At 43.0% G+C, this 23,048-nt stretch carries 20 protein-coding genes; 12 read left to right on the forward strand and 8 right to left on the reverse strand.

All coding sequences use genetic code 11. The annotated features are described in order from the left end of the window. Positions 1 to 3 precede the first annotated feature (3 nt). Complete coding sequence (locus HZA77_10425; GenBank protein MBI5375840.1) at positions 4 to 720, reverse strand: ABC transporter ATP-binding protein; 717 nt, start codon at positions 718 to 720, stop codon at positions 4 to 6. Positions 721 to 1,270: 550 nt separating this feature from the next. Here HZA77_10425 and HZA77_10430 point away from each other — a divergent pair. The 5 genes from HZA77_10430 to HZA77_10450 all read left to right on the forward strand — a co-directional run bounded on the left by HZA77_10430 (position 1,271) and on the right by HZA77_10450 (position 8,025). After that, positions 1,271 to 3,781, forward strand: coding sequence for an SBBP repeat-containing protein (locus HZA77_10430; GenBank protein MBI5375841.1), 2,511 nt, complete (start codon positions 1,271 to 1,273; stop codon positions 3,779 to 3,781). Between the two features lie 118 nt (positions 3,782 to 3,899). Then, complete coding sequence (locus HZA77_10435; protein MBI5375842.1) at positions 3,900 to 4,055, forward strand: hypothetical protein; 156 nt, start codon at positions 3,900 to 3,902, stop codon at positions 4,053 to 4,055. 34 nt (positions 4,056 to 4,089) lie between these two features. Beyond that, the gene (locus tag HZA77_10440; GenBank protein ID MBI5375843.1) at positions 4,090 to 6,540 is read left to right on the forward strand and encodes an SBBP repeat-containing protein; all 2,451 of its coding nucleotides are present in this window, start codon (positions 4,090 to 4,092) and stop codon (positions 6,538 to 6,540) included. Positions 6,541 to 6,659: 119 nt separating this feature from the next. Next, on the forward strand, positions 6,660 to 6,815 hold the full coding sequence (locus tag HZA77_10445; GenBank protein ID MBI5375844.1) for a hypothetical protein: 156 nt from the start codon (positions 6,660 to 6,662) through the stop codon (positions 6,813 to 6,815). 55 nt (positions 6,816 to 6,870) lie between these two features. Next, the gene (locus HZA77_10450; GenBank protein ID MBI5375845.1) at positions 6,871 to 8,025 is read left to right on the forward strand and encodes a hypothetical protein; all 1,155 of its coding nucleotides are present in this window, start codon (positions 6,871 to 6,873) and stop codon (positions 8,023 to 8,025) included. Between the two features lie 66 nt (positions 8,026 to 8,091). On the opposite strand, the gene HZA77_10455 is transcribed toward HZA77_10450, so the two are convergent. The 4 genes from HZA77_10455 to HZA77_10470 all read right to left on the reverse strand — a co-directional run bounded on the left by HZA77_10455 (position 8,092) and on the right by HZA77_10470 (position 13,386). Next, on the reverse strand, positions 8,092 to 8,862 hold the full coding sequence (locus HZA77_10455) for a YdcF family protein (GenBank protein MBI5375846.1): 771 nt from the start codon (positions 8,860 to 8,862) through the stop codon (positions 8,092 to 8,094). A gap of 14 nt (positions 8,863 to 8,876) precedes the next feature. After that, the gene (locus HZA77_10460) at positions 8,877 to 9,524 is read right to left on the reverse strand and encodes a histidinol phosphate phosphatase domain-containing protein (protein ID MBI5375847.1); all 648 of its coding nucleotides are present in this window, start codon (positions 9,522 to 9,524) and stop codon (positions 8,877 to 8,879) included. 90 nt (positions 9,525 to 9,614) lie between these two features. Further along, positions 9,615 to 10,340 carry a PAS domain-containing protein gene (locus tag HZA77_10465; protein ID MBI5375848.1) on the reverse strand — a complete coding sequence of 242 codons (726 nt, stop codon included), beginning with the start codon at positions 10,338 to 10,340 and terminating at the stop codon, positions 9,615 to 9,617. 19 nt (positions 10,341 to 10,359) lie between these two features. Continuing rightward, positions 10,360 to 13,386 (reverse strand): PAS domain-containing protein, encoded by a 3,027-nt coding sequence (locus tag HZA77_10470; GenBank protein MBI5375849.1) that lies wholly within the window; start codon positions 13,384 to 13,386, stop codon positions 10,360 to 10,362. Between the two features lie 306 nt (positions 13,387 to 13,692). Here HZA77_10470 and HZA77_10475 point away from each other — a divergent pair, with 306 nt between their 5' ends. The 7 genes from HZA77_10475 (at position 13,693) to HZA77_10505 (ending at position 20,726) form a co-directional block, all read left to right on the forward strand. Beyond that, on the forward strand, positions 13,693 to 13,851 hold the full coding sequence (locus HZA77_10475; GenBank protein ID MBI5375850.1) for a hypothetical protein: 159 nt from the start codon (positions 13,693 to 13,695) through the stop codon (positions 13,849 to 13,851). A 65-nt stretch (positions 13,852 to 13,916) separates the two neighbouring features. Beyond that, on the forward strand, positions 13,917 to 14,426 hold the full coding sequence (locus HZA77_10480) for a hypothetical protein (protein MBI5375851.1): 510 nt from the start codon (positions 13,917 to 13,919) through the stop codon (positions 14,424 to 14,426). 12 nt (positions 14,427 to 14,438) lie between these two features. Further along, positions 14,439 to 15,869: an FAD-binding oxidoreductase gene (locus HZA77_10485; GenBank protein ID MBI5375852.1), complete on the forward strand. Its 1,431-nt coding sequence runs from the start codon at positions 14,439 to 14,441 to the stop codon at positions 15,867 to 15,869. 28 nt (positions 15,870 to 15,897) lie between these two features. Further along, complete coding sequence (locus HZA77_10490; protein MBI5375853.1) at positions 15,898 to 17,097, forward strand: (Fe-S)-binding protein; 1,200 nt, start codon at positions 15,898 to 15,900, stop codon at positions 17,095 to 17,097. Between the two features lie 14 nt (positions 17,098 to 17,111). Beyond that, complete coding sequence (locus tag HZA77_10495) at positions 17,112 to 18,596, forward strand: FAD-binding oxidoreductase (protein ID MBI5375854.1); 1,485 nt, start codon at positions 17,112 to 17,114, stop codon at positions 18,594 to 18,596. Between the two features lie 43 nt (positions 18,597 to 18,639). Beyond that, positions 18,640 to 19,401 (forward strand): hypothetical protein, encoded by a 762-nt coding sequence (locus HZA77_10500; protein MBI5375855.1) that lies wholly within the window; start codon positions 18,640 to 18,642, stop codon positions 19,399 to 19,401. A gap of 41 nt (positions 19,402 to 19,442) precedes the next feature. Continuing rightward, entirely contained in the window at positions 19,443 to 20,726 is a 1,284-nt protein-coding gene (locus tag HZA77_10505) for an MFS transporter (GenBank protein MBI5375856.1), read from the forward strand. Between the two features lie 11 nt (positions 20,727 to 20,737). Here the strand turns inward: HZA77_10505 and HZA77_10510 are convergent, their stop codons facing one another. The 3 genes from HZA77_10510 to HZA77_10520 all read right to left on the reverse strand — a co-directional run bounded on the left by HZA77_10510 (position 20,738) and on the right by HZA77_10520 (position 23,036). Next, positions 20,738 to 21,925, reverse strand: coding sequence for an FprA family A-type flavoprotein (locus HZA77_10510; protein MBI5375857.1), 1,188 nt, complete (start codon positions 21,923 to 21,925; stop codon positions 20,738 to 20,740). A gap of 152 nt (positions 21,926 to 22,077) precedes the next feature. Continuing rightward, positions 22,078 to 22,302 carry a ferredoxin gene (locus HZA77_10515; protein MBI5375858.1) on the reverse strand — a complete coding sequence of 75 codons (225 nt, stop codon included), beginning with the start codon at positions 22,300 to 22,302 and terminating at the stop codon, positions 22,078 to 22,080. Between the two features lie 77 nt (positions 22,303 to 22,379). Next, positions 22,380 to 23,036, reverse strand: coding sequence for a hypothetical protein (locus tag HZA77_10520; GenBank protein MBI5375859.1), 657 nt, complete (start codon positions 23,034 to 23,036; stop codon positions 22,380 to 22,382). Positions 23,037 to 23,048 lie beyond the last annotated feature (12 nt).

A 23,048-nucleotide genomic window follows, 5' to 3' on the forward strand; every position in this document is an offset into this window, starting at 1 on the left:
TTATCAAACTGTCCCTGCTTTTACATCTATCTGCGTAAGCTTCCCATGCTCAAGCCGCAATACCCTGTCAGACTTACTTGCAATATCAAAGTTATGCGTTGCAATTACAAAGCTTTCGTTCTTGCTTTTATTAAGATTCCGCAAAAGTTCAAATACCTCATCCCCGGTCTCTCTGTCAAGGTTTCCGGTAGGCTCATCGGCAAGGACTATCTTCGGACTCATTGCCAGGGCCCTTGCTAATGCAACCCTTTGCTGCTCACCTCCGGAAAGCTCTGAAGGACGATGCTCAACCCTTTCGCCAAGCCCCACTTCTGAAAGGAGGTTAACCGCCAACTCCCTTGCCTCCTTCATGCTTTTCCCGTTGATCAATTGCGGTATCATTACATTCTCAAGGCTTGAAAATTCCATAAGAAGGTGGTGGAACTGGAACACAAATCCAATGTTTACGTTCCTGAATCTTGCCCTCTCCTCTTCCTTGAACTTCCAGATGTCTTCAGAGCCGTAAAAAATCTCCCCGCCATCAGGAGAGTCAAGCAAACCAAGCAAATGAAGCAGTGTACTCTTACCAGTACCCGATGCACCGACGATGCTCACAAGCTCACCCTGTTTCAGGGAAAAGCTGAGACCCTTTAAGACCTCTATCTTTGCATCTCCCATCTGGTAGGATTTGCTGAGGTCTTTAGCTTCTAAAATAATATTATTAGACAATTCGCACTTCATTTGTTGATTACCTTACGACACGGCAAACAGGGCATTATATAAAAAAGTTCCGGTCATACTTTTAAGCTTCAAGCCTTACCGAAACAAATGCTTTCAACGAAAATAACAAAATAAAACAGGTATGTAAAAAGCCAAATAATTGTGCGAGTTATATAGGTCGGGGATTAAAAGTCAAGGAAAAATGGCAGCGGATAAAACCGGTACTTATGATATTTTGAAGAAAGAAAACAAGTAGAAAAAAACATAACAAGCTAAATAAAACCGTCGAATATTTGAACACTTTAAGTCGTTTAAAATCAATATGTTCTAAAAACTCACTAAAAAGTGTGCAGTTTAGTGAACAGTTTAGTAGGAGTTTATATTAACCTATCCAAGCTATACGACACATTTAAACCTAATATTTTCAAGCAAATCAGTATGTTATTATCTTCGAGTTACCTTCTGGCACATTCTTTGCTTATTTTATATAGAATATTTTTTAAGTTTACTATTTAAGTCTTGTATATAGCCTGTAAAATTTTTTTCCACTTCAGAATAAGGGGGTATTGTGATGAGGCGTAAATCAATTCTATTCATTATTGTTTTCTCAATTCTGTTAATTCCTCTTCTTGCTTTTGCAAACACATCACCTGATACATCAAAAGTTTTAGCCAAGGCCGCAAAGCTTCAGATACCTTTCATAGAGAACAAGGGACAGGTTCAGGACAAGTCTGTAAGATTTTATGCAAACACCTTCGCAGGCAATGTGTTTGTTACGGATAAAGGAGAGATAGTTTACGGGCTGGCAAACGGAGAAAGCTTTACTCCCCTTCGCGAAACTCTCCTTGGTACAATACCGTCAACTATAAAAGGCGAGAGCAAATCAGCAACACAGGTAAATTACTTCGTTGGCAATAAAGAAAACTGGAAGTCAAACATCTCCACATGGGACAGCGTAAATCTCGGCGAAGTCTATGAAGGTGTAGAGCTAAAGCTCAAAGCATATGGGAAAAATGTTGAAAAGCTTTTCTATGTAAATGAATGCGGAGATGTTGATGATATTAAACTAACATTCGACGGCGCAGAAGATATTTCAGTTAACAAAGATGGCGAGCTTGAAATTGAAACAGCTCTCGGCACAGTGAAATTTACAAAGCCCTTCGCCTATCAGGAAATTGATGGAAAAAAGGTTGAAGTGAAATGCGACTTCGTAACTAATTCTTTCTCCTATGGCTTCCAGGTCACCTCATACAACAAAAACTATCCTCTGGTTATTGACCCATCTATTGTTTATTCAACATATCTTGGCGGAAGTAGTTTTGATTATGGTTACGGCATTGACGCTGACTGTTCAGGAAATGTTTATGTCATAGGTGGCACCGAATCGACTGATTTTATAATTTCTTCTCCATATCAAGGGGATAGTGGTGGTTCTGCAGACATCTTTGTTACAAAAATAAATTCATCTGGTTCTGTTATCTACTCTACTTATATTGGTGGGAATGGGTATGACAGAGGTTACGATATTGCAGTTGACTGCTCAGGGAATGCTTACATCACTGGCTTTACAGAGTCTAGTAATTTCCCTACAGTTTCACCGATTCGTGCTACTAATGGTGGAGGTATGGATGTTTTTATTACAAAAATCAATCCCTCAGGCTCAAGCCTGATATATTCAACTTATTTAGGAGGTAATTCCAGCGACGTTGGATTTGCTATCGCTGTTAACGCTTCCGGAAATGCATACATTACCGGAAGTACTTTATCATCAAACTTTCCAAAATATCATAATGTAATCCCAAATTCAAAGTATGGAACCACAGATGCAAGTGACGCTTTTATTGTAAAAATAAATTTATCCGGTACGGGTCTATTGTATTCCATGCTTCTTGGAGGAAATAATGATGATGAAGCAAAGGGCATCGCTGTTGACGGCAATGGAAACATCTATGTAGCTGGGAACACAAATTCGTCTGATTTCCCTACTGTTCTTCCTATTCAAGCTACAAAAGCAGGAACTGGCACTACAAGTGATGCTTTTGTCACAAAGATAAATGCCGCTGGAACAGCAATTTTATATTCTACCTACATTGGAGGTAGTAATATAGATTATGCTAATGGAGCTGACGTAGATAGTGCTGGTAATGTTTATATTACTGGGGCAACTAAATCCAATAATTTCCCTACAGTCTTACCAATTAAAGGGTATGGCGGTGGGTATGATGCTTTTGTTACAAAGATTAATGAATCTGGTTCAGCTATTGTTTATTCTACTTACCTTGGAAGTGGTTATGGAGATTTTGGTAACGGCATCGCTGTTGATAATTCTGGGAATGCTTATGTTGCTGGCAATACAGGTGGGAATTTCCCTCAAGTATTGCCTGTTCAAACTACAAATTTAGACGGAGGTGATGCTTTTATTACAAAAATAAATGCATCCGGAGATGCTTTTGTTTTTTCCACACGTTATGGAGGACAAGAAAGTGATGATGCAAGAGCGATTGCCATTGATAGCAGTGGAAATATTTACATCACAGGAAACACGTCTTCTACTAATTTTCAAATAGCTGCTCCAATACAACGCGCATATAATGGAGTATGGGACGCTTTTGTTGCAAAGATTGGAGAAGCGTCGGATAGTGATTCGGATGGGATTGCAGATTCAGCAGATAATTGTCCTACAGTTTCAAATTCCGACCAAGCTGATTATAATAATAATGGACAAGGTGATGCATGTGACCCGCCTCCAACGTTAATAACCCTTTCCTCTTTTGAAGCCAAACAATCTGGCAAAAAAGTCTTAATAACTTGGCAGACCGCCACAGAGATCGACAACCTCGGTTTCAACATCCTGCGCAGTGAGACTGCTGATGGAGAATATGTTAAGATAAATAAAAAACTCATCAAAGCCAAAGGTAGTTCAACAAAAGGTGCGAGTTACAAGTTCAAAGATAAGAATATCGAGGCAGGAAAGACTTATTTCTACAAACTCGAAGATATTGACAGTAGCACAGGACCAAATCTGTCTGATGCGGTGAAAGTTGAAGTGACTGCGAGGAAGGGAAAAGAGAAGAAGAAATAAAAGATTCTGGATCCCGCATCAAGTGCGGGATGACAAAAGTGACTGTGTTGGATGCCGGCTCAAGTCCGGCATGACAGATTATTAAGGAATGACAACAGGATTAATAGGAGAATATAAAATGAATAAGATGAAAAAAATTTATAAAAAACCAACTATCAGAAAAGTAAAACTTGTTCCTGAAGAAGCAGTTCTCGGTGTTTGCAAGAGCGACACAGGCGCGGGACCAAATCAGTCAGTCTGCATCATCCCACAATGCTTTAATCCGGGAAGCTGATTATTTTATAAAACAAATATCTGGGGGTATTGTGATGGGGCGTAAATCAATTCTATTTATTATTGTGTTCTCAATCCTGTTAATTCCTTTCATTACTTTTGCAAACACACAACCTGATACATCAAAAGTTTTAGCTAAGGCGGCTAAGCTCCAGATACCTTTCATAGAGAACAAGGGACAGGTTCAGGACAAGTCTGTAAGATTTTATGCAAACACTTTTGCAGGCAATGTGTTCGTTACTGATAAAGGAGAGATAGTTTACGGGTTGGTAAACGGAGAAAGCTTTACTCCCCTTCGCGAAACTCTCATTGGTACAATACCGTCAACTATAAAGGGCGAGAGCAAATCAGCAACACAGGTAAATTACTTCGTTGGTAATAAAGAAAACTGGAAGTCAAACATCTCCACATGGGACAGCGTAAATCTCGGTGAAGTCTATGAAGGTGTGGAGTTAAAGCTCAAAGCATACGGACAAAATGTAGAAAAGCTTTTCTATGTAAATGAATGCGGAGATGTTGATGATATTAAACTAACATTCGACGGTGCAGAAGATATTTTTGTCAATGAAAGCGGAGAACTTGAAGTAGAGACAGAACTCGGCACAGTGAAATTTACCAAGCCCTTCGCCTATCAGGAGCTTGATGGAAAAAAGATTGAGGTAAAATGCAACTTCATCGTCCCTTCCTCTACCCTGCGGGGAGAGGAACGAGGTGAGGGGGAACTCTCCTACGGCTTCCAGGTCGCCTCATACGACAAGAACTATCCGCTGGTCATAGATCCATCTATTGTTTATTTTGGAACATTTGGTGGAGGTGTAACAACCATCCCCTATGATGTAACTCTCGATAATTCAGGAAATGTGTACATCACAGGACAAACTTATGGCACTCTCGGTGATTTTCCACTAATTTCTCCATTATATAGTTATAATAAAGGGGACAGTGATGTGTTTGTTTTAAAAATTAATGCAAGCGGCACCGCACTTGTTTATTCAACTTTTATCGGTGGAACCGGGGTTGATGTCGGCTATGGTATCGCAGTTGATAGCTCAGAGAATATTTATATTACAGGTTCGACAACATCATCTAATTTTCCCTTAATGTCTCCAATACAAGCTTTGAAAGCTGGAACAAATGATGCATTTATTACCAAAATAAATTCATCCGGAACATCCCTTATTTATTCAACATATCTGGGAGGTAGCAATTCTGATTACTGTACCGCAATAGCAGTTGATAACTCGGGGAATGCCTATGTTACAGGAAATACCAATTCTACAAATTTCCCCTTGTCATCTCCATTGCAGGGAAGTTTTGGGGGAGGAAGTTACGACGCATTTTTAACAAAAATTAATTCTTCAGGAAATGTTTTTGTTTATTCTACATACCTTGGTGGAAGCGACTGGGAAAGGGGGAATAGTATTGCCGTTGATTCAGCAGGCAATGCATATGTGACTGGAAGCACACAATCAACAAATTTCCCTATATATAATGCCTTTCAATCAACTATGAAAGACAACAATGGTTATTATTCCCAACATGCTTTTATAACAAAGATTAATTCTTCAGGCACGACATTTATTTTTTCAACATATTTTGGAGGAACTTTCGGTGCTGTTGGTAAAGGCATTGCAGTTGATTCATACGGTAATATCTATGTAGGCGGTGAAACTTTTTCCTATGATCTTCCAGTTACCAACTATCTTTCAAATCCTTTCCCTATGAGCACTAATGCCTTTGTAAGTAAATTTGACACAACAGGCGCCACACTTCTTTATTCTACTTTTTTCGGTGGAAGTTGGGAACAGACAGTAAATGACATTGCTATAGACGGAGGCGGCAATATTTATATTGTCGGTTCAACATACTCTTATGTCGATTTTCCAGTTTATAGAGCCTTCCAGCCGCAATTCAACAATACAAGTGGTCTTAAAGATGGTTTTGTAAGCAAAATAAATCCGGCAACCCAATCTTTTGAATATTCCTCTTATTTAGGTAGTTATAGTTATGGAGTTGATAATGTGGCATATGGGGTTGCCGCATCACTTGATGGCACTGCATATGTAGCGGGAGTATCTGGTTTGCCAAGAATTAACAGTCCTTCAGGTTTAAATGGCGGGGACGCTTTTATTGCTAAAATTGCAGATATCCCAACAGCTATAACTCTTTCATTATTTGAAATAAATCAGCACGGCAAAAAAGTCCTTTTAACTTGGCAAACCGCCACAGAGATCGACAACCTCGGATTCAACATCCTGCGCAGTGAGACTGCTGATGGTCAATATGTTAAGATAAATAACAGACTCATCAAAGCCAAAGGGAGTTCAACAAAAGGTGTGAGTTACAAGTTCAAAGATAAGAATATTGAGGCAGGAAAGACTTACTTCTACAAACTCGAAGATATTGACAGCAACACAGGACCAAATCTGTCTGATGCGGTGAAAGTTAAAGTGACCGCAAGGAAGGGAAAAGAGAAGAAGAAATAAAAGATTCTGGATCCCGCATCAAGTGCGGGATGACAAAAGTGACTGTGCTGGATGCCGGCTCAAGTCCGGCATGACAGATTATTAAAGAATGACAACAGGATTAATAGGAGAATATAATAATGAATAAGGTAAAGAAGGCTTACAGAAAACCAACCATCAGAAAAGTAAAACTTGTTCCGGAAGAGGCAGTCCTTGGCGTATGCAAGAGCGACACAGGCGCAGGCCCAAATCAGTCAACCTGCATCATCCCGCAATGCTTTAATCCGGGAAGCTGATAGAATTATTATGAGCCGCTGCAACTTTTTATATAAATTGAATAAGGAGCGGGTTATGGTAAATCAAAAATTGATTTCTACCATGTTGTTTTTAATCACAGCATCCGCCTTTCTATTTACAACGAGTTCTGGCGCAGGCGAAATCACATTAGCTCCGATTGCAGACGGATCAGTGGCAAGACAATATACGACATATTCAATATTTACACCAGGTTCAGTTAAATTTGGCGAAGGAAATACTGTAGTTTCTAATGACAATATTACAGTTCATCAACAAAGGGGTTATAGTTTCAATGATGTTGAATGTGAAGAAGGTATAATCGAGTTTGATATTACTTCTCTGAGCGAGCTATCTCCGGGTAGTTTCAATGCAGAATTAATACTCACTGTAGACAACTCAAACTGGCCTGCCGTACAATATCCTTCGACAGCGTATAACGAATTATTTGTTTATGACTTAAAAGAAGAAAATGAAGATGGTGTTATTTCAAATACAGATTTGGTAGAATCTTCAAGTTGGGCATATGCGGGTAAGATAATGAGAGAATTAACAGATGCTACACTTGTTGGAACGCTATTTGACTTTCCAGACAATTCATATTCATGGGTACCATTTCCTGGACATCCTTCAACTCCTGGTTTAGCTTCTGCAGGAGATCAACTCACTATTGATGTCACATCATCCATAGAAGAAGATGTTTTAAATATTGGAACAAACAACATTGCAGGATTTGCTTTATTATGGGAATCCATAAGATATTGTGGCTATTATTGTGACACAGCGGATTCGCCATTGTACTCTTTTACAGACACATCTGAAGCAGGAACTTATTCAGGGCCTATATTAAAGATAACTACTGATGAACCAACCTCAATCACCCTCACATCCTTCGCCGCTGAGGCAAAAGGAAGGAAAGCCATCATAAAATGGCAAACCGCAACAGAAATCGACAATCTCGGTTTCAACATCCTGCGCAGTGTAGCTGCTGATGGAAAATATGTGAAAATAAATAACAGACTCATCAAAGCCAAAGGGAGTGCAACCAAAGGCGCAAGTTACAAGTTCAAAGATAAGAATATTGAGGCGGGAAAGACTTACTTCTACAAACTCGAAGATATTGACAGCAACACAGGACCAAATCTGACTGATGCGGTGAAAGTTGAAGTGGCGGCGAAAAAAGGGGGACGCAACCCTTTTTTTACTTGGTAAATTCAAGTTTTGGGAAAAAGGGTTGCGTCCCCCATTTAATGGACATGTAGAGAGATGTGGGATGATCTACATCCACCCCATAGCCCTGTAGACAGCCATGCCTATAAACTCTTTTATTGCTATGGTGGAATAGATGAGATTTTCAGGGCGCGGCATAAAGTAATACCATGAATATTCGCTGTCTTCGACCAGGTAATCAGCGGGTGCAGGTATTACATCAAACCCTTCCTTCCTGAAAATAGATACAGAGCGGGGCATATGAAAAGCTGATGTTACAAGAAGTATCTTCTTCCTCAGCTTTTTCTCATCCATTAATTTTTTAACACAAACAGCATTCTCATGTGTATTTCGTGATTCATTCTCATTAATAATCGCATCAGCGGGAATTCCAAGTTCTATCATTGCCTCCCGCATGTCATCTCCTTCCCTTTGCCCCTTAAGCATAAAATCGATCCCGCCTCCTGATGCAACTACGACAGGGGCCGAACCGGCTTTATATAGCCGCACTGATTCAAGTATGCGCTCAGAAGCCTCATTAAATTCAACATATCTGCGTGGATACATCTTAGGACGCGTTGCACCACTCAATATTACAATTGCATCAGCCTTAACTTTCGCCGGGTCAACCGGCATATACTGACGTTCAAGAATTTTGACCAACCCGAAACCTACCGCCTGGCTTGAAAAAAATAAAAGTATAAAAACCGAAAATCCCAACAAGACATAAGCTGCATTCTTTTTATTTTTGTAGATACATATTATCGCTGCTCCCACAAGTTCAATTGCAAGCCCGAGAGGATAGAACAGCAGTGGAAGGAGCTTTGATAAAAAAATCATAAGGGAGTTTTAATTTACAACACTTTCTGCACAGTGTGGACTGAATTCTGGAATATGGAATGTGTCTTCTCCTCCGGGATGCCGGCACAAAGAAGGACTTTTTTCGCAAAAGCTTCGGTTACAAGGTCACCCGGTGCATGGGTATCTGTGTTGACTATCAAAAGCGCATTTTCCTCAAGCGCAAGCTTTGCAACGATGCCATTGCCAAGACTGTGACCTTTGCGGGTGGTTATTTCAAGGAGTATCCCTTTTTTTACTGCAAGACGCACTTCATCGCGGGTTATCAATCCGGGATGGGCAAGGACATCAACACCTGCCTCTATAGCTGCAAGGTTTGTTCCTTCTTTGACAGGTTCAACAGGAGTCTCCCCGTGGACAACAACAAGCTGTGCCCCCATTTCACGCGCTGCATCAGCAAGGCGTTTGATTGATGCAGGAGGCACATGCGTAAGCTCAAGCCCTGCTATGACCTTTACTGACTGGAGCCTGTTAAGCTCCTCGGCAACTTTGACTATGCGGGGAACGACAATATCAATGTTGGATGCATCAACATGGTCAGTGAGCGCTATCGCCTTGTAGCCTTTGTCCTCTGCGCGGCGCACAAGCTCTGATGGAACTAACGCACCGTCGCTGAAGAATGTGTGGGTATGCAAATCAATCATAAACAAAACTTATTTTAAAACACCTTCAAAGTCAAGAAAGATGGAGATTTAAAAAATACAATTTCACTTGTTTTATCAGTTGTCATACTATCAAATCTGCTTTTTCTCCAACTCTGCAATCTTCTCCTTTAGCTCAATCATCCTTAACTCCCTGTCAACAAATATCCGGTTGGCATTCTCCAGTTCTTCACACTTGTCACTAAGCTCCTTTGTCCTTTTAGCAATGCGCTGCTCAAGCTCTTTATTGAGATTACAAAGCTCATCTTCTGCCCGCTTGCGCTCGCTAATGTCGATAAGCGTTATCCTGTAATCGCCATTCTGTGTCAATGTCGCCTGCAGAAAAGCCCAGAAAGCGTGCCCGTCAGAACAAACCAGCCGCATCTCCCATTTTTTCTGAACACCCACATCGCTAATTCTTTTGCGATGGAGATAGTATATGTCCTGATCTTCCGGAAGGATAAATCGGGTAATCCGCTGTTTGAGCAATGCGCCTCGTGGTGTGCCAAGCATAGTAGCAGCAGTAAGATTTGTCTCTAATATCTGTCCCTCTTCACTGATGGTCAAATAGCCAACCGGCGCTAGATCGTAAAGTTCGAAATATCGTTCCTGGGAAGCTTTCAGCTCATCCTGCGAACGGAGAAGCTCCTCGTTCTGTATCTCCAGTTCGATCTGATGCACCTGCAACTCATGGAGCAACCGATGTGTCTCTTCAGGAGATAAAAATCTTTTATTTGCAGGCTCATTTTCGCTGGCCTTTTCTTCCGCAAGTTTACGCAAATAGTCATCCCGGGATGAAGTGGAGTCTTTATCTGCCATGACTATCTCCCTACCTTAATTATTTATCAATAAGAGCCCGTTCGGTGGTCGCAATGGCATAGACCTTTCCGGTCTGATTTACTAATGCCGTGGCAGTCAGCCAGACTTCTACGATCCGTCCATCTTTTGTCAGCATTTGCGTTTGAATCGGCTCCAGAATATGATTCTCGGTAAGTTGCTGCACTCTGGCTAAAGCTTCAGCGCTGTGTCTTTCAGGTATCCGGTCTCTGACGTTCATGGTTAGCGCCTCGGACACGCTCCATCCATATATTTTCTCCGCCGCTGGGTTCCACGAGAGAATGTTGCCATCCAGATCCTGCAATGTGACAGCGTCATGAGAATCCTTTACCACAACAGCCATGCGGCGCAGCGACTCCCGCGCCTTTACTATCTCGGTAATATCAACAAAAGTGAGGACCGCGCCTTCGATGACATTTTCCAGTGTCCGATAGGGCCTGATGCGCAGGAGATACCAATTGCGGGATTTGTTCTGCACTTCAACCTCTTTGGAAACCAGGGTATCAAGCACCTCTTGCGTATCCTCTAACAGACGGTCGTAGCATATGAGGTTGGAAACAATATGACCCACCGGACGTCCCACGTCGGTCTGAATCAGATTAATTACCTGGGTAACGGCAGGAGTAAAGCGCCGGATGCGGAGTTGATGATCTACAAATATTATACCTACACCTGTTCCGGCCAGCAGGTTGTTCATGTCATTATTGGTCTGAGACAGGTCTGCTACTTTGATTTGCAGCTCATTGTTGACAGTTGCGAGTTCCTCGTTGACTGATTGCAGTTCCTCCTTTGAGGTTTCCAGTTCCTCGTTTGTAGACTGCAACTCTTCGTTCACAGACTGCATCTCCTCATTGGAGGATTTGAGTTCTTCGTTGGATGTTTCAAGCTCCTCGGCGGTAGTCTGAAGGTATTCCTCCTTGGCCAGAAGCTCCTGCTCGAGCGCCGCCACCTGCGCGTCTCTGTCTATGGAAAGATGACCTGCCGATTCACTTTTCCAATCAGTCACCTCTGGTCCGGTCTGATTTACAGGCGGCGCTTCCTCAAATGCAACCATGAACATCCCGAGGGGAGCTGTTTCAGCAGGGCCTGCCATCATAGGACGAACTGTAATATTAACGGTAGTGAAGTCACTATCAATTTTGATTCGCAGACCCGGACAGCTCACAAGCTCTTTTCGGGAAACCGCTTTGTGCAAAGCTATGGTCAGCTCGCGACGCAAGCCTTCGCGGATCATCTTCAGGATGTTCATTCCTGCATTGCCGGGGGCGGGCTCCAGATACCTGCCGGTACGGCCATGTATATACAGGATATCTCCGTGCTCATCAACAACAACGCTGGATGGTGTATACTCATTCAGCAATACCTTTTCAGTAAGCTCTCGCAAAGATATCTTGTTTTTGTCCCACACTGTTTTTTCTGTCTGTGGAACAGTCCTGCTGCCCTCTGTCAGCGGAGGAATAAACCTTCCCATAGCACGGTGGGTGCTCTTGATGTCCTCTTTGCTCTGGTAGATCTTCCATTTCCGGTCCAGCGTGGCAAAAAGGTCGGCAAACTCTCCAACTGTTTCGGATGTACCCAGGAATAGCATGCCGCCCGGGACCAACGCATAGTGAAACATTGGGATAAGCTTCTTTTGCAATTCTCCACTCATATAGATCAACAGATTCCGGCAACTGATCAAATCGAGTTTAGAAAATGGTGGGTCTTTGATGACATCCTGTTCAGAAATGATCAGCATGTCACGAATGCTTTTCGAAATGCGGTAGACTTCGCTTCCCGGCTCATGAGAAAAAAAGCGTGACAGCCGTTCCGGTGAGATGTCGGCAGTAATACTGGCGGGAAAAATGCCGGAACGGGCCGAATCAATGGCCCGCTTGTCAATGTCAGTGGCAAAAAGCTGCACTTTGAAAGTCTGTTTTAGCGTATCCAGATGTTCCTGAAACAGGATTGCGATGGAATAGGCCTCTTCGCCGGTAGAGCAGCCCGGCACCCAGACACGAATCACAGTGCCGGCAGGCTTGCCGGAAAAGATCTTGGGAATAATATGCTCTTCAAAGAACTTGAATGCTTCCGGGTCGCGAAAGAAGCCGGTAACTCCGATCAGCAGGTCGCGAAATAGAGATTCCACCTCCACCTGATTTTGCTGCAAATAGCGAACGTATTCATCCAGTTGCATGATGTGGCAGAGGGCCATACGGCGTTCTACGCGCCGGACCAGGGTGTTCTGCTTATACTGGGAAAAATCATGACCTGTCTTGGCGCGCAGCATAATACAAACCTTTTTCAGAGCATCTTCAGACGTGGAGGCAGGAGAAATAACAGGTAAAATCTTTTTACTGAAGGCGTGGGAAACATAGGCAATAAGACGGGCGGGCATCTCGGATGGCGGCAAGATATAATCCGTAAGGCCTGTTCTGATAGCGCTCTGCGGCATGCCATCATATTCGGCAGATTCAGGAACCTGCACCATCACCATGCCCCCTTCGCCTTTGATTGAGCGGACGCCCTGCGTACCGTCGCTACCAGTTCCTGAAAGAACTATGCAGATGGATCGTTCTCGCAGTTCCTGGGCAAGAGACCGGAAGAAAAAGTCAATGGGCAGACGCATACCTCGGGACATTATCTGCTCCATCAAATGCAGTGTTCCGTTCAGTAAAACCATATCCCGGTTCGGAGGAATTATGTAGGTACAGTTTGGCTTTATAACCATCCCATCCTCGACCTCGAAGACCTCCATCCGGGTGTAGCGTCTCACCAGCTCGGAGAGGATGCTCTTGTGGTCCGGAGACAGATGTTGAACAATGACAAACGCCATGCCGGGGTCGGTGTCGGCAGGCATGCCGGAAAAAAAAGCCTCGAACGCCGCCAGACCTCCAGCCGATGCACCGATACCTACAATAGGAAAGTCCAGTTTCGGTAAGGAAACAATGTCTTCTTCTGAAGCAGATGGCACACTGATTGATCTTTTATCTTTCTTCTTTGCCAATGCCTTTTCTTGTTTGCCTGTTGTTTTCTTTATTTTTGTCATTTGGTTTTCCACAGTTAATAACTAAAATGAACCCAATAAAATCAGATGACACAACACACTCAGACAGTAATTCTAAATCTTTTTAAAAGATGATTATATCATTATAACATCAACCAATATAAATATGTCACTCTTAAAGTTGATTTTAGCATATCTCTAATAGCACAGCAAAAATAAAACCTCAGTTAATTGTTAAACCAACAACTGATGACAATGATTAAAACTTTCATTTGACAATTAAACCAAATTCGGACAATAACTAATATTGTTCGAATATGCGATTTTCCAGATATTTGGAGAGTTATTATGGCTGAGAAGAAAAGTTTTCCGGACGAGATGTACGAATGGAAAACCAAAAAATATAAAAGTACAAAAAGAACAAAACATCCCCACCAGGTCGAGATGGAAACATGCCGGAGGGTAAACAATCTTGTCCGTCGCGTAACTGCCGGACGTAAATCTTAAAGCAGTAGAATCAAGTGAAATTTTCTCGGTGATGGTATGGATACATGTATGGATAAAAGAATCACATGTTAGCTGATTTCATCATTAAGCTTCAAAAAGCTTTAGACTCCGATCAGGAGCTAATCCGGAGGCTTAAGGGATTTAAAACATTTGCAGGCACACCTGACGGTCATTACAGGCGTGCCAGGCTCGAAGGGGAAAAAGCCATTGCAAGAGCTGTGCGGTGCTACCCTTTCGGAGGGAAAAGCCATCTTGATGGAAAAGAGATTATAGGAATAAATATAGCGGATGGAGATTCAAGCCTTACAGTGTCCCTTAAAAACGGAAAATTCAAAGTTGCGAGCGGGAAGATCAACGAACCATGTCTTAGCCTTGAGATTCCTAAAGAGATATTCAAGCTCACTATACTTGGCAGATACAGGTGGCTTTGGACAATAGGAATGGATGAAGTCAATGTTAAATACATAGAAGGCCTTCCCCATTCAGACTGGGTAACGATATTTGAATTACTTGTCATAATGCAGGAACTTAATGAGTTCGACACTGAACTCAGGGATAAAATAGAGAAGCTCTAAAAAGGAAATGTATTGGATATAATAAAAGAACAACTGGCGGGAATTGTAGGAAAGAACAACCTCATTCTCGCTTCAGAGAACCTCGAGGAACTTGAGCCATACTACAGGGGAAACATAAGCTTCATCCCTGAAAGGGCTCCGCTCATGGCGGTAAAACCGGGAACAGTAGAAGAGATACAGGCAATCCTTAAAGTGGCTGCAATGAACAAGCTCCCGGTAACTCCCTTCAGTTCAGGAAAGAACGGACACGGAGGTGCAATACCGTCAGTTCCTGGAATCACCATTGATTTACGGAGGCTTAATCGTATCCACCTTATAGATGATGTGAGCAGGAACGCCATAATTGAAGCAGGCGTTACCTTTGCCCAGCTTCAGGAAAAGGCAAAGGAGAAAAAACTTCGGGTGCTGACGCCAATCGAACTTCCTTCCGACTCATCAGTCGTATCAAGTTACGTTGACATGGAACCGCTTTATTCATGGCCAAGATACGGCGTTGAATCTATCCTTACAATGGAAGTCCTTCTACCAAATGGTGAGATCTTAAAAACCGGATTCGCCGCAATACCATTAGCCGACAAGCCCTACTTCCCCTTTGGCACGAACCCAGCTTATCTTAACAAGGTATGGTTCGGAGCGCAGGGGACATTAGGTATTGTCACAAAAGCGGTAGTGAAACTAAAGACTCTGCACGAGACAAAAAAGGTACTTTTCATCCCGTTCAATTCTTTCATGGAAAGCTTCCCTGCAATAAAAGAGATAAAACGTTTCGGTTACCCTGTTGAGTTCTTTGTCGCAGATGCGGCATATCTTGCAGGACTTCTCTCCGAAGAAAGCGGACAGTTTACCCAGCTTAAAAACGACCTTCCACCTGTAACGGCTGTAATTGTGTTAAGGGGGGAAAAGGAGGAAGTCGCTTACCAGAGGGAGGACATACTGGAACTATCCGGGAAGCTTAATTTCAGTGTTATAGATTCACTCCCTGCTGACAGTCAAGCCGCGGCAAAAATCCTTGACGAGATAGAACTGCCAAAGGGATATGAAGGGTTTTCAAAATTAAGGGGAGGCTACAGCGTGATTCCCTTCATCACTATGGCAATGCAGATACCTATGTTTGAAAGGATTTTGGGACAGATGACGCAGGCTTTCAGCTATGACAGGAAAAATATTGGTTCACTTCTCATTCCTGTTGAGCCCACAAGGGTGCATTTCCAGTATTCATTCTATTATAGCTCTGCGAATCCGCAGGAACAGATGATAACACAGAAACTCTTTGAGACTTTGAGCAGTACACTGATAAAGATAGGCGCCTTCTTCTCAAGACCTTATGGGAACTGGGCTGAGCAGGTTTATGCAAAAGCAGGCGGCTATAAATCAATGGTAAAAGAAATTAAAAAGGTGATTGACCCGGACAACATAATGAATCCTGGAAAGTTAAATCTCTAAGCTATGGAAATTATTACAGGAAAAAATAATGGCTGAAGAATATTGTTATCCATTTAACAGGAATAAGCTTGGCGACTACTATGAAATGCTATGGCGATGCGCCAAGTGCGGATATTGCAGGAACGTCTTCCCGTCAGACACTGAGCATGAGAGGTTCGGCAGACAATGTCCTCCGGGAGAACGATTCAGGTTTGAAGCCTACTATGCATCCGGAAGAAATGAGATGACGCGGCGCCTCATTGAAGGAAAACAGGAGCTCACAGAGAGGCTCCGGCATATCCTTTACACATGCACGACATGTAATGCCTGCGAGGAATGGTGTTCAGCCACACAGGGTCTTTACACTCTGAAAATAATCATGGAATTAAGAAAATATTTTGTTGAACATGGAGGAGACATTGTTCCCCAGCACCGCAAAATAATTCAAAACCTTGAAAAGAATTACAACAGGGTAAACCGCAACAACAAAGACAGATTGGGCTGGCTCCCTGATAAAGGGAGAGGAATTGAAAAAGCTGATGTTGTTTACTTTGTAGGTTGCAGGTCGTCATTTAGAAGGATAGAGATTGCAAAAAGTGCCTACGAATTACTTACAGAAAAGCTCGGCTTAAAAGTCTCATTCATAGAAGATGAACGCTGCTGCGGCAGGCCTCTCCTTGAAATCGGCAAAGAAGAGATGGCGATAGAATTCATGCAGCACAATGTGGAAAAGATAAAGGAGTCAGGAGCAAGTCAGGTGTTTTTTACATGCGCAGAATGTTTCCATAATTTCAACATACTTGAAAGCTTCGGGATAAAAAGGGAATTTGAGACAACACATATAAGCCAGTTCCTTGCTTTACAACTTAAAAGCGGGAAACTTTCTTTAGAGGGAATGGGAAAACGCAGAATCACTTTCCATGACCCGTGCTATCTGGGAAGACACGAAGGCGTTTACGAAGACCCGCGGGAATTGCTCTCGGCAATACCCGGAAGTGAGCTCGTTGAAATGCCCCGCAACAGGAAGAATGCCTGGTGCTGCGGAGCGGGAGGAGGTGTAAAGGAAGCTTTCATTGATTATGCGCAATGGATCGCGCAGGAACGGATGGAAGAGATTAAATCAGTAAATGCAGATTTGCTTATAACATCATGCCCCGGGTGCAAAGAAAATCTCTGGGGGAAGGCAAAGGCAAACCAGGTAGAGATACTCGATCTTGCAGAGCTTATAAACAGGACGGTAAAAGGATAGACGGGAATATACTTATGGATGAAAACAGGGGCCAAGCTCTTTTAGAATTAAAGAATATCGTAGGGGAAGAGTGGGCATCGAATGACCCTGAGATCACATATGCCTATTCAAGAGATGTAAACCTCTACCCTGAGAATTTGTCCTCCATAATGCGTCCGCCCTTTTATGTTGTGCTTCCCGGCACCACCGAAGAGGTACAAAAGATCGTGGCAGTAGCCCGAACTCACAAACTTCCTGTCATAGTCCAGTCAACAGGCCTTAATATTGCCGGAGTATGTGTCCCTTCAAGGGGCGGCATATTGATGGATGTGAAAAGGATGGACAAGGTGATTGAAATAGACGAGCAGAACATGACTGCTACCATCCAGCCCTATGTAAGCATTGCACGTCTTTCCTGCGAACTTCAAAAAAGAGAGATGTTCCTCCCTGTGCCAGGCAATCCTTCAACGGCAAGCGTTATATCTAATATCCTCGTAGGTCTTGGGCTTAAGGTCACAAACAGAGTGGGCAGACAGGAGCAGGGAATCGTAGGCTATAAGCTTGTCTTGCCTGATGGAACGATATTTAAATGCGGCTCAGGCGCTGACCCATTTATCCCTAAGAATTTCTGGCCCCATGGCCCGGGACCAGACCTCCAGCTTCTTCCAGTACATGCCATCGGAACGACAGGGATAGTAACTGAAATGACCGTAAAATGCTGGCCGCGCGGGGAACATTACAAAGAGCTTTGGGTATCATACGATGACATTGACCGGGCCGCAGCGGCATTCCTTGAACTTTCACGTCTTGAAGTCTGCAAGGGGATAAACCTTTACGGCGGCAACAAATATACTTCCTATGCAACTGATACGCGCGAAGCCATAGAGCGGATGATAAGGGTAAATCCGGAATTCCAGTTGATCCTTTCCATGGAAGGGACAACGAGGCGCATCGGGTATGAAGAAAATCTCATAAGAAAGATTGCTGAAAAAACAGGAGGCAAAATAATAACCGACAAGTTCAAGCCCTACCAGACATTCGTTGAATCACATGCAGGAATGTCCGGAAGCTTCTACTCGGATTATTCCATGAAATACTGGGGTTCAAGAGGCGCCAACTGGGTCGCCGCAGGATTTGCAACTCCTGACAGGATACCGGATTTGTACAAGGCTTATACGCAGGCGGTGCTTGATGATCCGGAATACAGCGATCCTGACTTCGGCAATGGTGAGACATGGAGATCAATCATAGCTTATCCATATGAAGGCGGTCATTATTACTTTACAGAACACGGCATAGACAGCCACCCGGGAGACCCGAGATGGCAGGAAGTAGTAAAAAGAATCGGCTCAGCTCTTCCAAGATACGGGGCACAGAGAGGGCTTATAATAATGGGATTCAACAGGGCGCCCCGCGAAGGACTTCCGCGCGTCATAGGCCCTTATTATGATGTGGCAAAGAAGATAAACGAAAAGCTCGACCCTGAGAATATAATGCAGCCGGGATTCGTATTCCCTTAAGCATTTTATAAAACCAATTTATAAAAACCACGAGAGGAATGATATGAGACTTGATAACGTCATAGTCAGGCTTACTACCATAATGGGACCGGAGTGGATCATGGCATATGCGCTTATAAATCTTCAGCCTGAAATTGACATCGATAAGTTCAGGGTTGAAATGCCAAAACGTCTTAAACGCCACCATGAAACAGAAAAATATCTTGGAAGAGTTCCGGGTGATTTGTTCATAGGGTTCTTTGCAAAAGGGCAAACCGAACTTTTCGAAGAAATAAGCAGGATAAAATCATGGAAGGAAGTACAGGAGGTAAAGGAATGGGCAATAGTAAATTTTCCGACAACCAAGCTTGAGCTTTCAAAGCTTGAGTGGCGCATAGTTAAGAGCCTAAGGGGTGGAGCTCTTAAAACTCCGGAAGAAATAGGAAAAGAACTTAACGAAAAGCCGGAATTGATAAAAGAAAAGATCGAACGGATCAAGGCAATCCCTCTTTCATTCAGCATAGAGCCGCCCAACAATAATAAATGGACATTCACAGAAATACATTTCGAATTTATTGGAACGACTTTCAAAGAAAGGGCAGCCGAGATATCAAAGGTCGGCAAACCCTTCTGCGCCACCGGAAGCAAAAGCTCCGGCGCCATAATGGTTGAACCAAAAACCGTAGAAGAATTCCAGGACCAGATCAGAAAAATGTCATTGATCCCCGGAGTCAAGGTCGCAGGCTTTGCCTTCTGCGAAGACATGATCTGGAGCCAGCCCTGGCTTGATGAATTCATAGATGAACGTATAGCAGAAGCAAATTAGTTTTCGTCTGACGCGAAGGAATATAATTACAGGGAGAATACATGAATAGTGCAGCAAAAAAGAAGTTCATGGGGGTAGAGGTGCCGGATGATCTGAAGAAAGTCAATCTGGTTACATTATTCATCTGCACCGCACTCGGTGGGATCGTCACCAACAGCATAAATGGCATTCAGCACAGTTATCTCAAAGATGTCCTTAAAATAAGCGACGAAACTTTCGGCACCATAAGCGGCACAATGATGACCGTTGCAGAAGTAGCTGCCATCGTGTTCCTCACTTTTTTCGGAAACTTATCTGACAAAAAGGGAAGGAAGTTTGTAGTTTCCATCGGCCTGTTTTTTGCAGCGATCTTTTATGCACTTTTTTATTATTCTTATGATGTTGCAAACCTTCTTGGAATAAACCCGCTTTTTCTTGCCTATGCCGGACGTTTTGCCATCGTAGCATCTGTTGCAGGCACATGGGGAACTTACATCATAATAACCGCTGATTACACTGACGAGGCTAACCGCGCAAAGGGGATGTCTCTAAACGGCATATTTACAGGATTTGGCATGCTGGGAGCAATGGGAATATTTGCCAATATGCCAAGGCTCATAGGGCTTCGCAATTCTTTTTTTGCTGTAGCCGCATTATCTGTCTTGACGCTGATTTTCACCCGCCTCTATCTTGTTGACCGCATAAGAAGTCATGAAAAGCACACGGCAAAAGTGAGCGATGTTATAACAGCACTTAAAGAATCGCCGCAAATGATAATGTGCTACGCAGCAAGATTTTTAGTAATGGCTGCTATAATAACGGTTGGGACCTTCATATTCGTATGGGCGGTGAACGAGGCTAAAAATCTTAATGTACCTGCAGAAGTTGCCCAGGGAAAAGTCGGAATGTACATAGGTATAGCTGGCATGTCAGCATTTGTGGGATTCCCCATATTCGCCATAATGTGCGACAAGCTCGGAAGGTTCAAGACTCTCTCAATCTCTTTTGCATTGGGCGGACTTGCCCTATTATCATTTGGATTTATAAAGAACCCAATCGGACCAGCAATCCTTATTCCCATGATAGCTTTTTTCATTTCCCAGGCAGGTATGTTAATTTCAAGCCAGACCCTTGCGGCAGACCTTGCGCCAAAACATCTTACAGGTACGCTCCTCGGAGGATTAAACACGGTCGGTCAGATAGGAGCAGGAATATTTTTCTCAATTGACGGCATTGCCATGGATATGCTCGGTCCTCAATCGCCTTTTATGATAGTAGGTGTCTGCCTTCTCGCCATAATCCCCTGGGTCTTAGGAGTAGAGGGAAAAGTCAAGCATAAGACCTGAAATAATCAGGTTTACGCTTCGCTGTTTATCTTGGCGGCAAGTTGTCTGCCTATCTCCACTACCTTGCTTAAATCTGCCGCAGTTGGAGGACCATTGACCTCAAGGGCGCCAACGATTTCTATCTTTGCGGGCTTTAAGATCTCAACCGCCTCTTTGCCTGCACAACTTCCCCATCCGTAAGAGCCGACAAAAGCGCCATATTTAACGGGAGGCCTCAGCGCTTTTACAAGGCTTGCTCCGTATATTGCAAGTGGATGCATACCGCCCAGCACTGTTGGAGCTCCAAGTACTATTGCACGTGAATCAACAAGGTCTTTGGCAATATCCCCGGTATCAGCGGTAGTAAGGTCGTGTTGAATTACTTCCACTCCCTCTGAAACAAGAGTTTCAGCCATTGTCTTTATCATTTTTGCAGTCGAACCCCACATGCTGACAAAAACAAGAAGAGCCTTTTTTTTCGTCTCTCCTGATGTCCATTTGCTGTAAGGCTCCATGATTTTTGCAGGATTTTTGTACACAGGGCCGTGGCTTGGCGCGATCATTCTGATATCAAGTGCCTTTACTTTATCCATCGCTTTTTTTCCCATCATCCTGTATGGCATCATTATTTCCCCGTAATACCGTTTTGCATAGCTTACTATTTCATCAACATCTTCATCATAGGAGCCAGCTGCGGTGTGGCCTCCAAAAAAATCACAGGGAAACAGGACTTTGTCTTCCACAAGATAGGTAAACATGGTTTCAGGCCAGTGGAGCCAGGGGGCATCTATGAACCTCAATGTCCTACCGCCAAGGTCAATGCTATCCCCTTCCTTTACCTTTCTAATCCTGTCCTCAGGAACATTGTAATAAAGCTTCGCCATTCCGGCGCCTTTCTCGGATGTGATGAGGACAGCCTTTTTGCTCATTTCTAAAATGGCTGGAATCGAGCCTGCATGATCTGGCTCGGCATGGTTCATTACGAGATAGTCGATATCAGAAGGGTCTGCCACCTGTTTGATTTTTTCAATCATCTCCTCCCCGAAAACAGGTTTTACAGTGTCAATCAGAGCAGTCTTCTGTTTGCCTTTCACAAGGTATGAATTGTAAGATGTGCCATAGGGAAGTGATATGAGGGCATCAAAAATCTTAAGATCCCAATCTTTTACTCCTACACCGTAAATACCTTCTCCCATCTCTAGTGCGGTCTGATCTTTCATTTTTCATCTCCTCTTCATCAGGATAAAATCAAGAATAAAAAATAATTAACTATGCTATTGATTGAATATTAGGGATTTTAAAAAAATTCAAGGTGATAATAAACAGAATAGCTCTAAAGAACAAGCTGCTCCTCTTTAGTTTATGCAATACACTATTCAACCTGAATAACCGACGCAGGGCAATTGTCGGCGGCTATCTGGACTTTTTCTTCAAGCTCCTTTGGAGCCTCTCCTTCGGCCGGGTTGTTCCCTATCCTGTATTTTGCTACGATCTGGCTTCTCCCCTCGTCTTCCCCTTCTTCAAAGAATTCCGGACAGCTTCCATAGCACATGCCGCAGCTTATGCAGTTCTCACGGTCTATAGTTACTTTTGACATATTGAACTCCTCATTATTTACAGCGAAGAAGTTATTTTTCTTTGAAATGGTTGTGTGCTTCGTATATAAACATTGGTTCAATCCATATACTTAACAAATGTTCTTGTTTGCTCCTCCCACTGAGGAATTTTTGAACGCTCGATTAACATTGGAACTTCACTCAATTTGTCTGGATAACGAAGGAAGAACCATTTTTTAAATTTATCCAGTGCCTCGTGATACTCCAGAGGCGTAAATGTTTTTGATGCACCCAGTGTGATGTCATTAGTATCATTTAAAAAGTGCTTTGGTATTTTATGTATACCCGAATTCATAATGGGTTCATTTACCACCTCATCTTCATTTGCAGTGATTTCTTTTAATTCTGATTTTGCATGTGCAATGGTATTGCGCACCCTAATAAGAGAAATCAGTCTCTGATATACGAAATGTTCTTTGTTAATCACGAATTTACCGTTTGTTAATACTGGAACGAGAACTTTAAGTTTATTCGGCAGCGACAATGACATCATTGCATAAGAAAAATCATTGCCATATTGTTTCTCTGTGTCATGGAATGAATCGTTAAGTTTTGATTCAAGATATGCAGCACAGGTCAGGATATAAGGGATTACCAAGAAGTCTGGATTCTTAGTATCAAGATAGTGCTTTTTAAATTTTTCTAACGCACGCCACAATTGTGAGCTTTTAATGGCACGGAACGCATATTTATAACGCTTATCTTTATCAGTCATTCTCTAATTACC

This window comes from Candidatus Schekmanbacteria bacterium, from assembly GCA_016219965.1.
Lineage (GTDB): Bacteria > Schekmanbacteria > GWA2-38-11 > GWA2-38-11 > J061 > JACRJM01.

What these genes read in the sequence shown, in the direction of transcription:
- HZA77_10500 (MBI5375855.1), top strand. Translation starts at nt 18,640, where the DNA reads ATGAGACTTGATAACGTCATAGTCAGGCTTACTACCATAATGGGACCG.
- HZA77_10445 (MBI5375844.1), top strand. Translation starts at nt 6,660, where the DNA reads ATGAATAAGGTAAAGAAGGCTTACAGAAAACCAACCATCAGAAAAGTA.
- HZA77_10510 (MBI5375857.1), bottom strand. Translation starts at nt 21,925, where the DNA reads ATGAAAGATCAGACCGCACTAGAGATGGGAGAAGGTATTTACGGTGTA.
- HZA77_10515 (MBI5375858.1), bottom strand. Translation starts at nt 22,302, where the DNA reads ATGTCAAAAGTAACTATAGACCGTGAGAACTGCATAAGCTGCGGCATG.
- HZA77_10425 (MBI5375840.1), bottom strand. Translation starts at nt 720, where the DNA reads ATGAAGTGCGAATTGTCTAATAATATTATTTTAGAAGCTAAAGACCTC.
- HZA77_10470 (MBI5375849.1), bottom strand. Translation starts at nt 13,386, where the DNA reads ATGACAAAAATAAAGAAAACAACAGGCAAACAAGAAAAGGCATTGGCA.
- HZA77_10495 (MBI5375854.1), top strand. Translation starts at nt 17,112, where the DNA reads ATGGATGAAAACAGGGGCCAAGCTCTTTTAGAATTAAAGAATATCGTA.
- HZA77_10440 (MBI5375843.1), top strand. Translation starts at nt 4,090, where the DNA reads ATGGGGCGTAAATCAATTCTATTTATTATTGTGTTCTCAATCCTGTTA.
- HZA77_10480 (MBI5375851.1), top strand. Translation starts at nt 13,917, where the DNA reads ATGTTAGCTGATTTCATCATTAAGCTTCAAAAAGCTTTAGACTCCGAT.
- HZA77_10460 (MBI5375847.1), bottom strand. Translation starts at nt 9,524, where the DNA reads ATGATTGATTTGCATACCCACACATTCTTCAGCGACGGTGCGTTAGTT.
- HZA77_10475 (MBI5375850.1), top strand. Translation starts at nt 13,693, where the DNA reads ATGGCTGAGAAGAAAAGTTTTCCGGACGAGATGTACGAATGGAAAACC.
- HZA77_10450 (MBI5375845.1), top strand. Translation starts at nt 6,871, where the DNA reads ATGGTAAATCAAAAATTGATTTCTACCATGTTGTTTTTAATCACAGCA.
- HZA77_10430 (MBI5375841.1), top strand. Translation starts at nt 1,271, where the DNA reads ATGAGGCGTAAATCAATTCTATTCATTATTGTTTTCTCAATTCTGTTA.
- HZA77_10435 (MBI5375842.1), top strand. Translation starts at nt 3,900, where the DNA reads ATGAATAAGATGAAAAAAATTTATAAAAAACCAACTATCAGAAAAGTA.
- HZA77_10505 (MBI5375856.1), top strand. Translation starts at nt 19,443, where the DNA reads ATGAATAGTGCAGCAAAAAAGAAGTTCATGGGGGTAGAGGTGCCGGAT.
- HZA77_10455 (MBI5375846.1), bottom strand. Translation starts at nt 8,862, where the DNA reads ATGATTTTTTTATCAAAGCTCCTTCCACTGCTGTTCTATCCTCTCGGG.
- HZA77_10520 (MBI5375859.1), bottom strand. Translation starts at nt 23,036, where the DNA reads ATGACTGATAAAGATAAGCGTTATAAATATGCGTTCCGTGCCATTAAA.
- HZA77_10490 (MBI5375853.1), top strand. Translation starts at nt 15,898, where the DNA reads ATGGCTGAAGAATATTGTTATCCATTTAACAGGAATAAGCTTGGCGAC.
- HZA77_10465 (MBI5375848.1), bottom strand. Translation starts at nt 10,340, where the DNA reads ATGGCAGATAAAGACTCCACTTCATCCCGGGATGACTATTTGCGTAAA.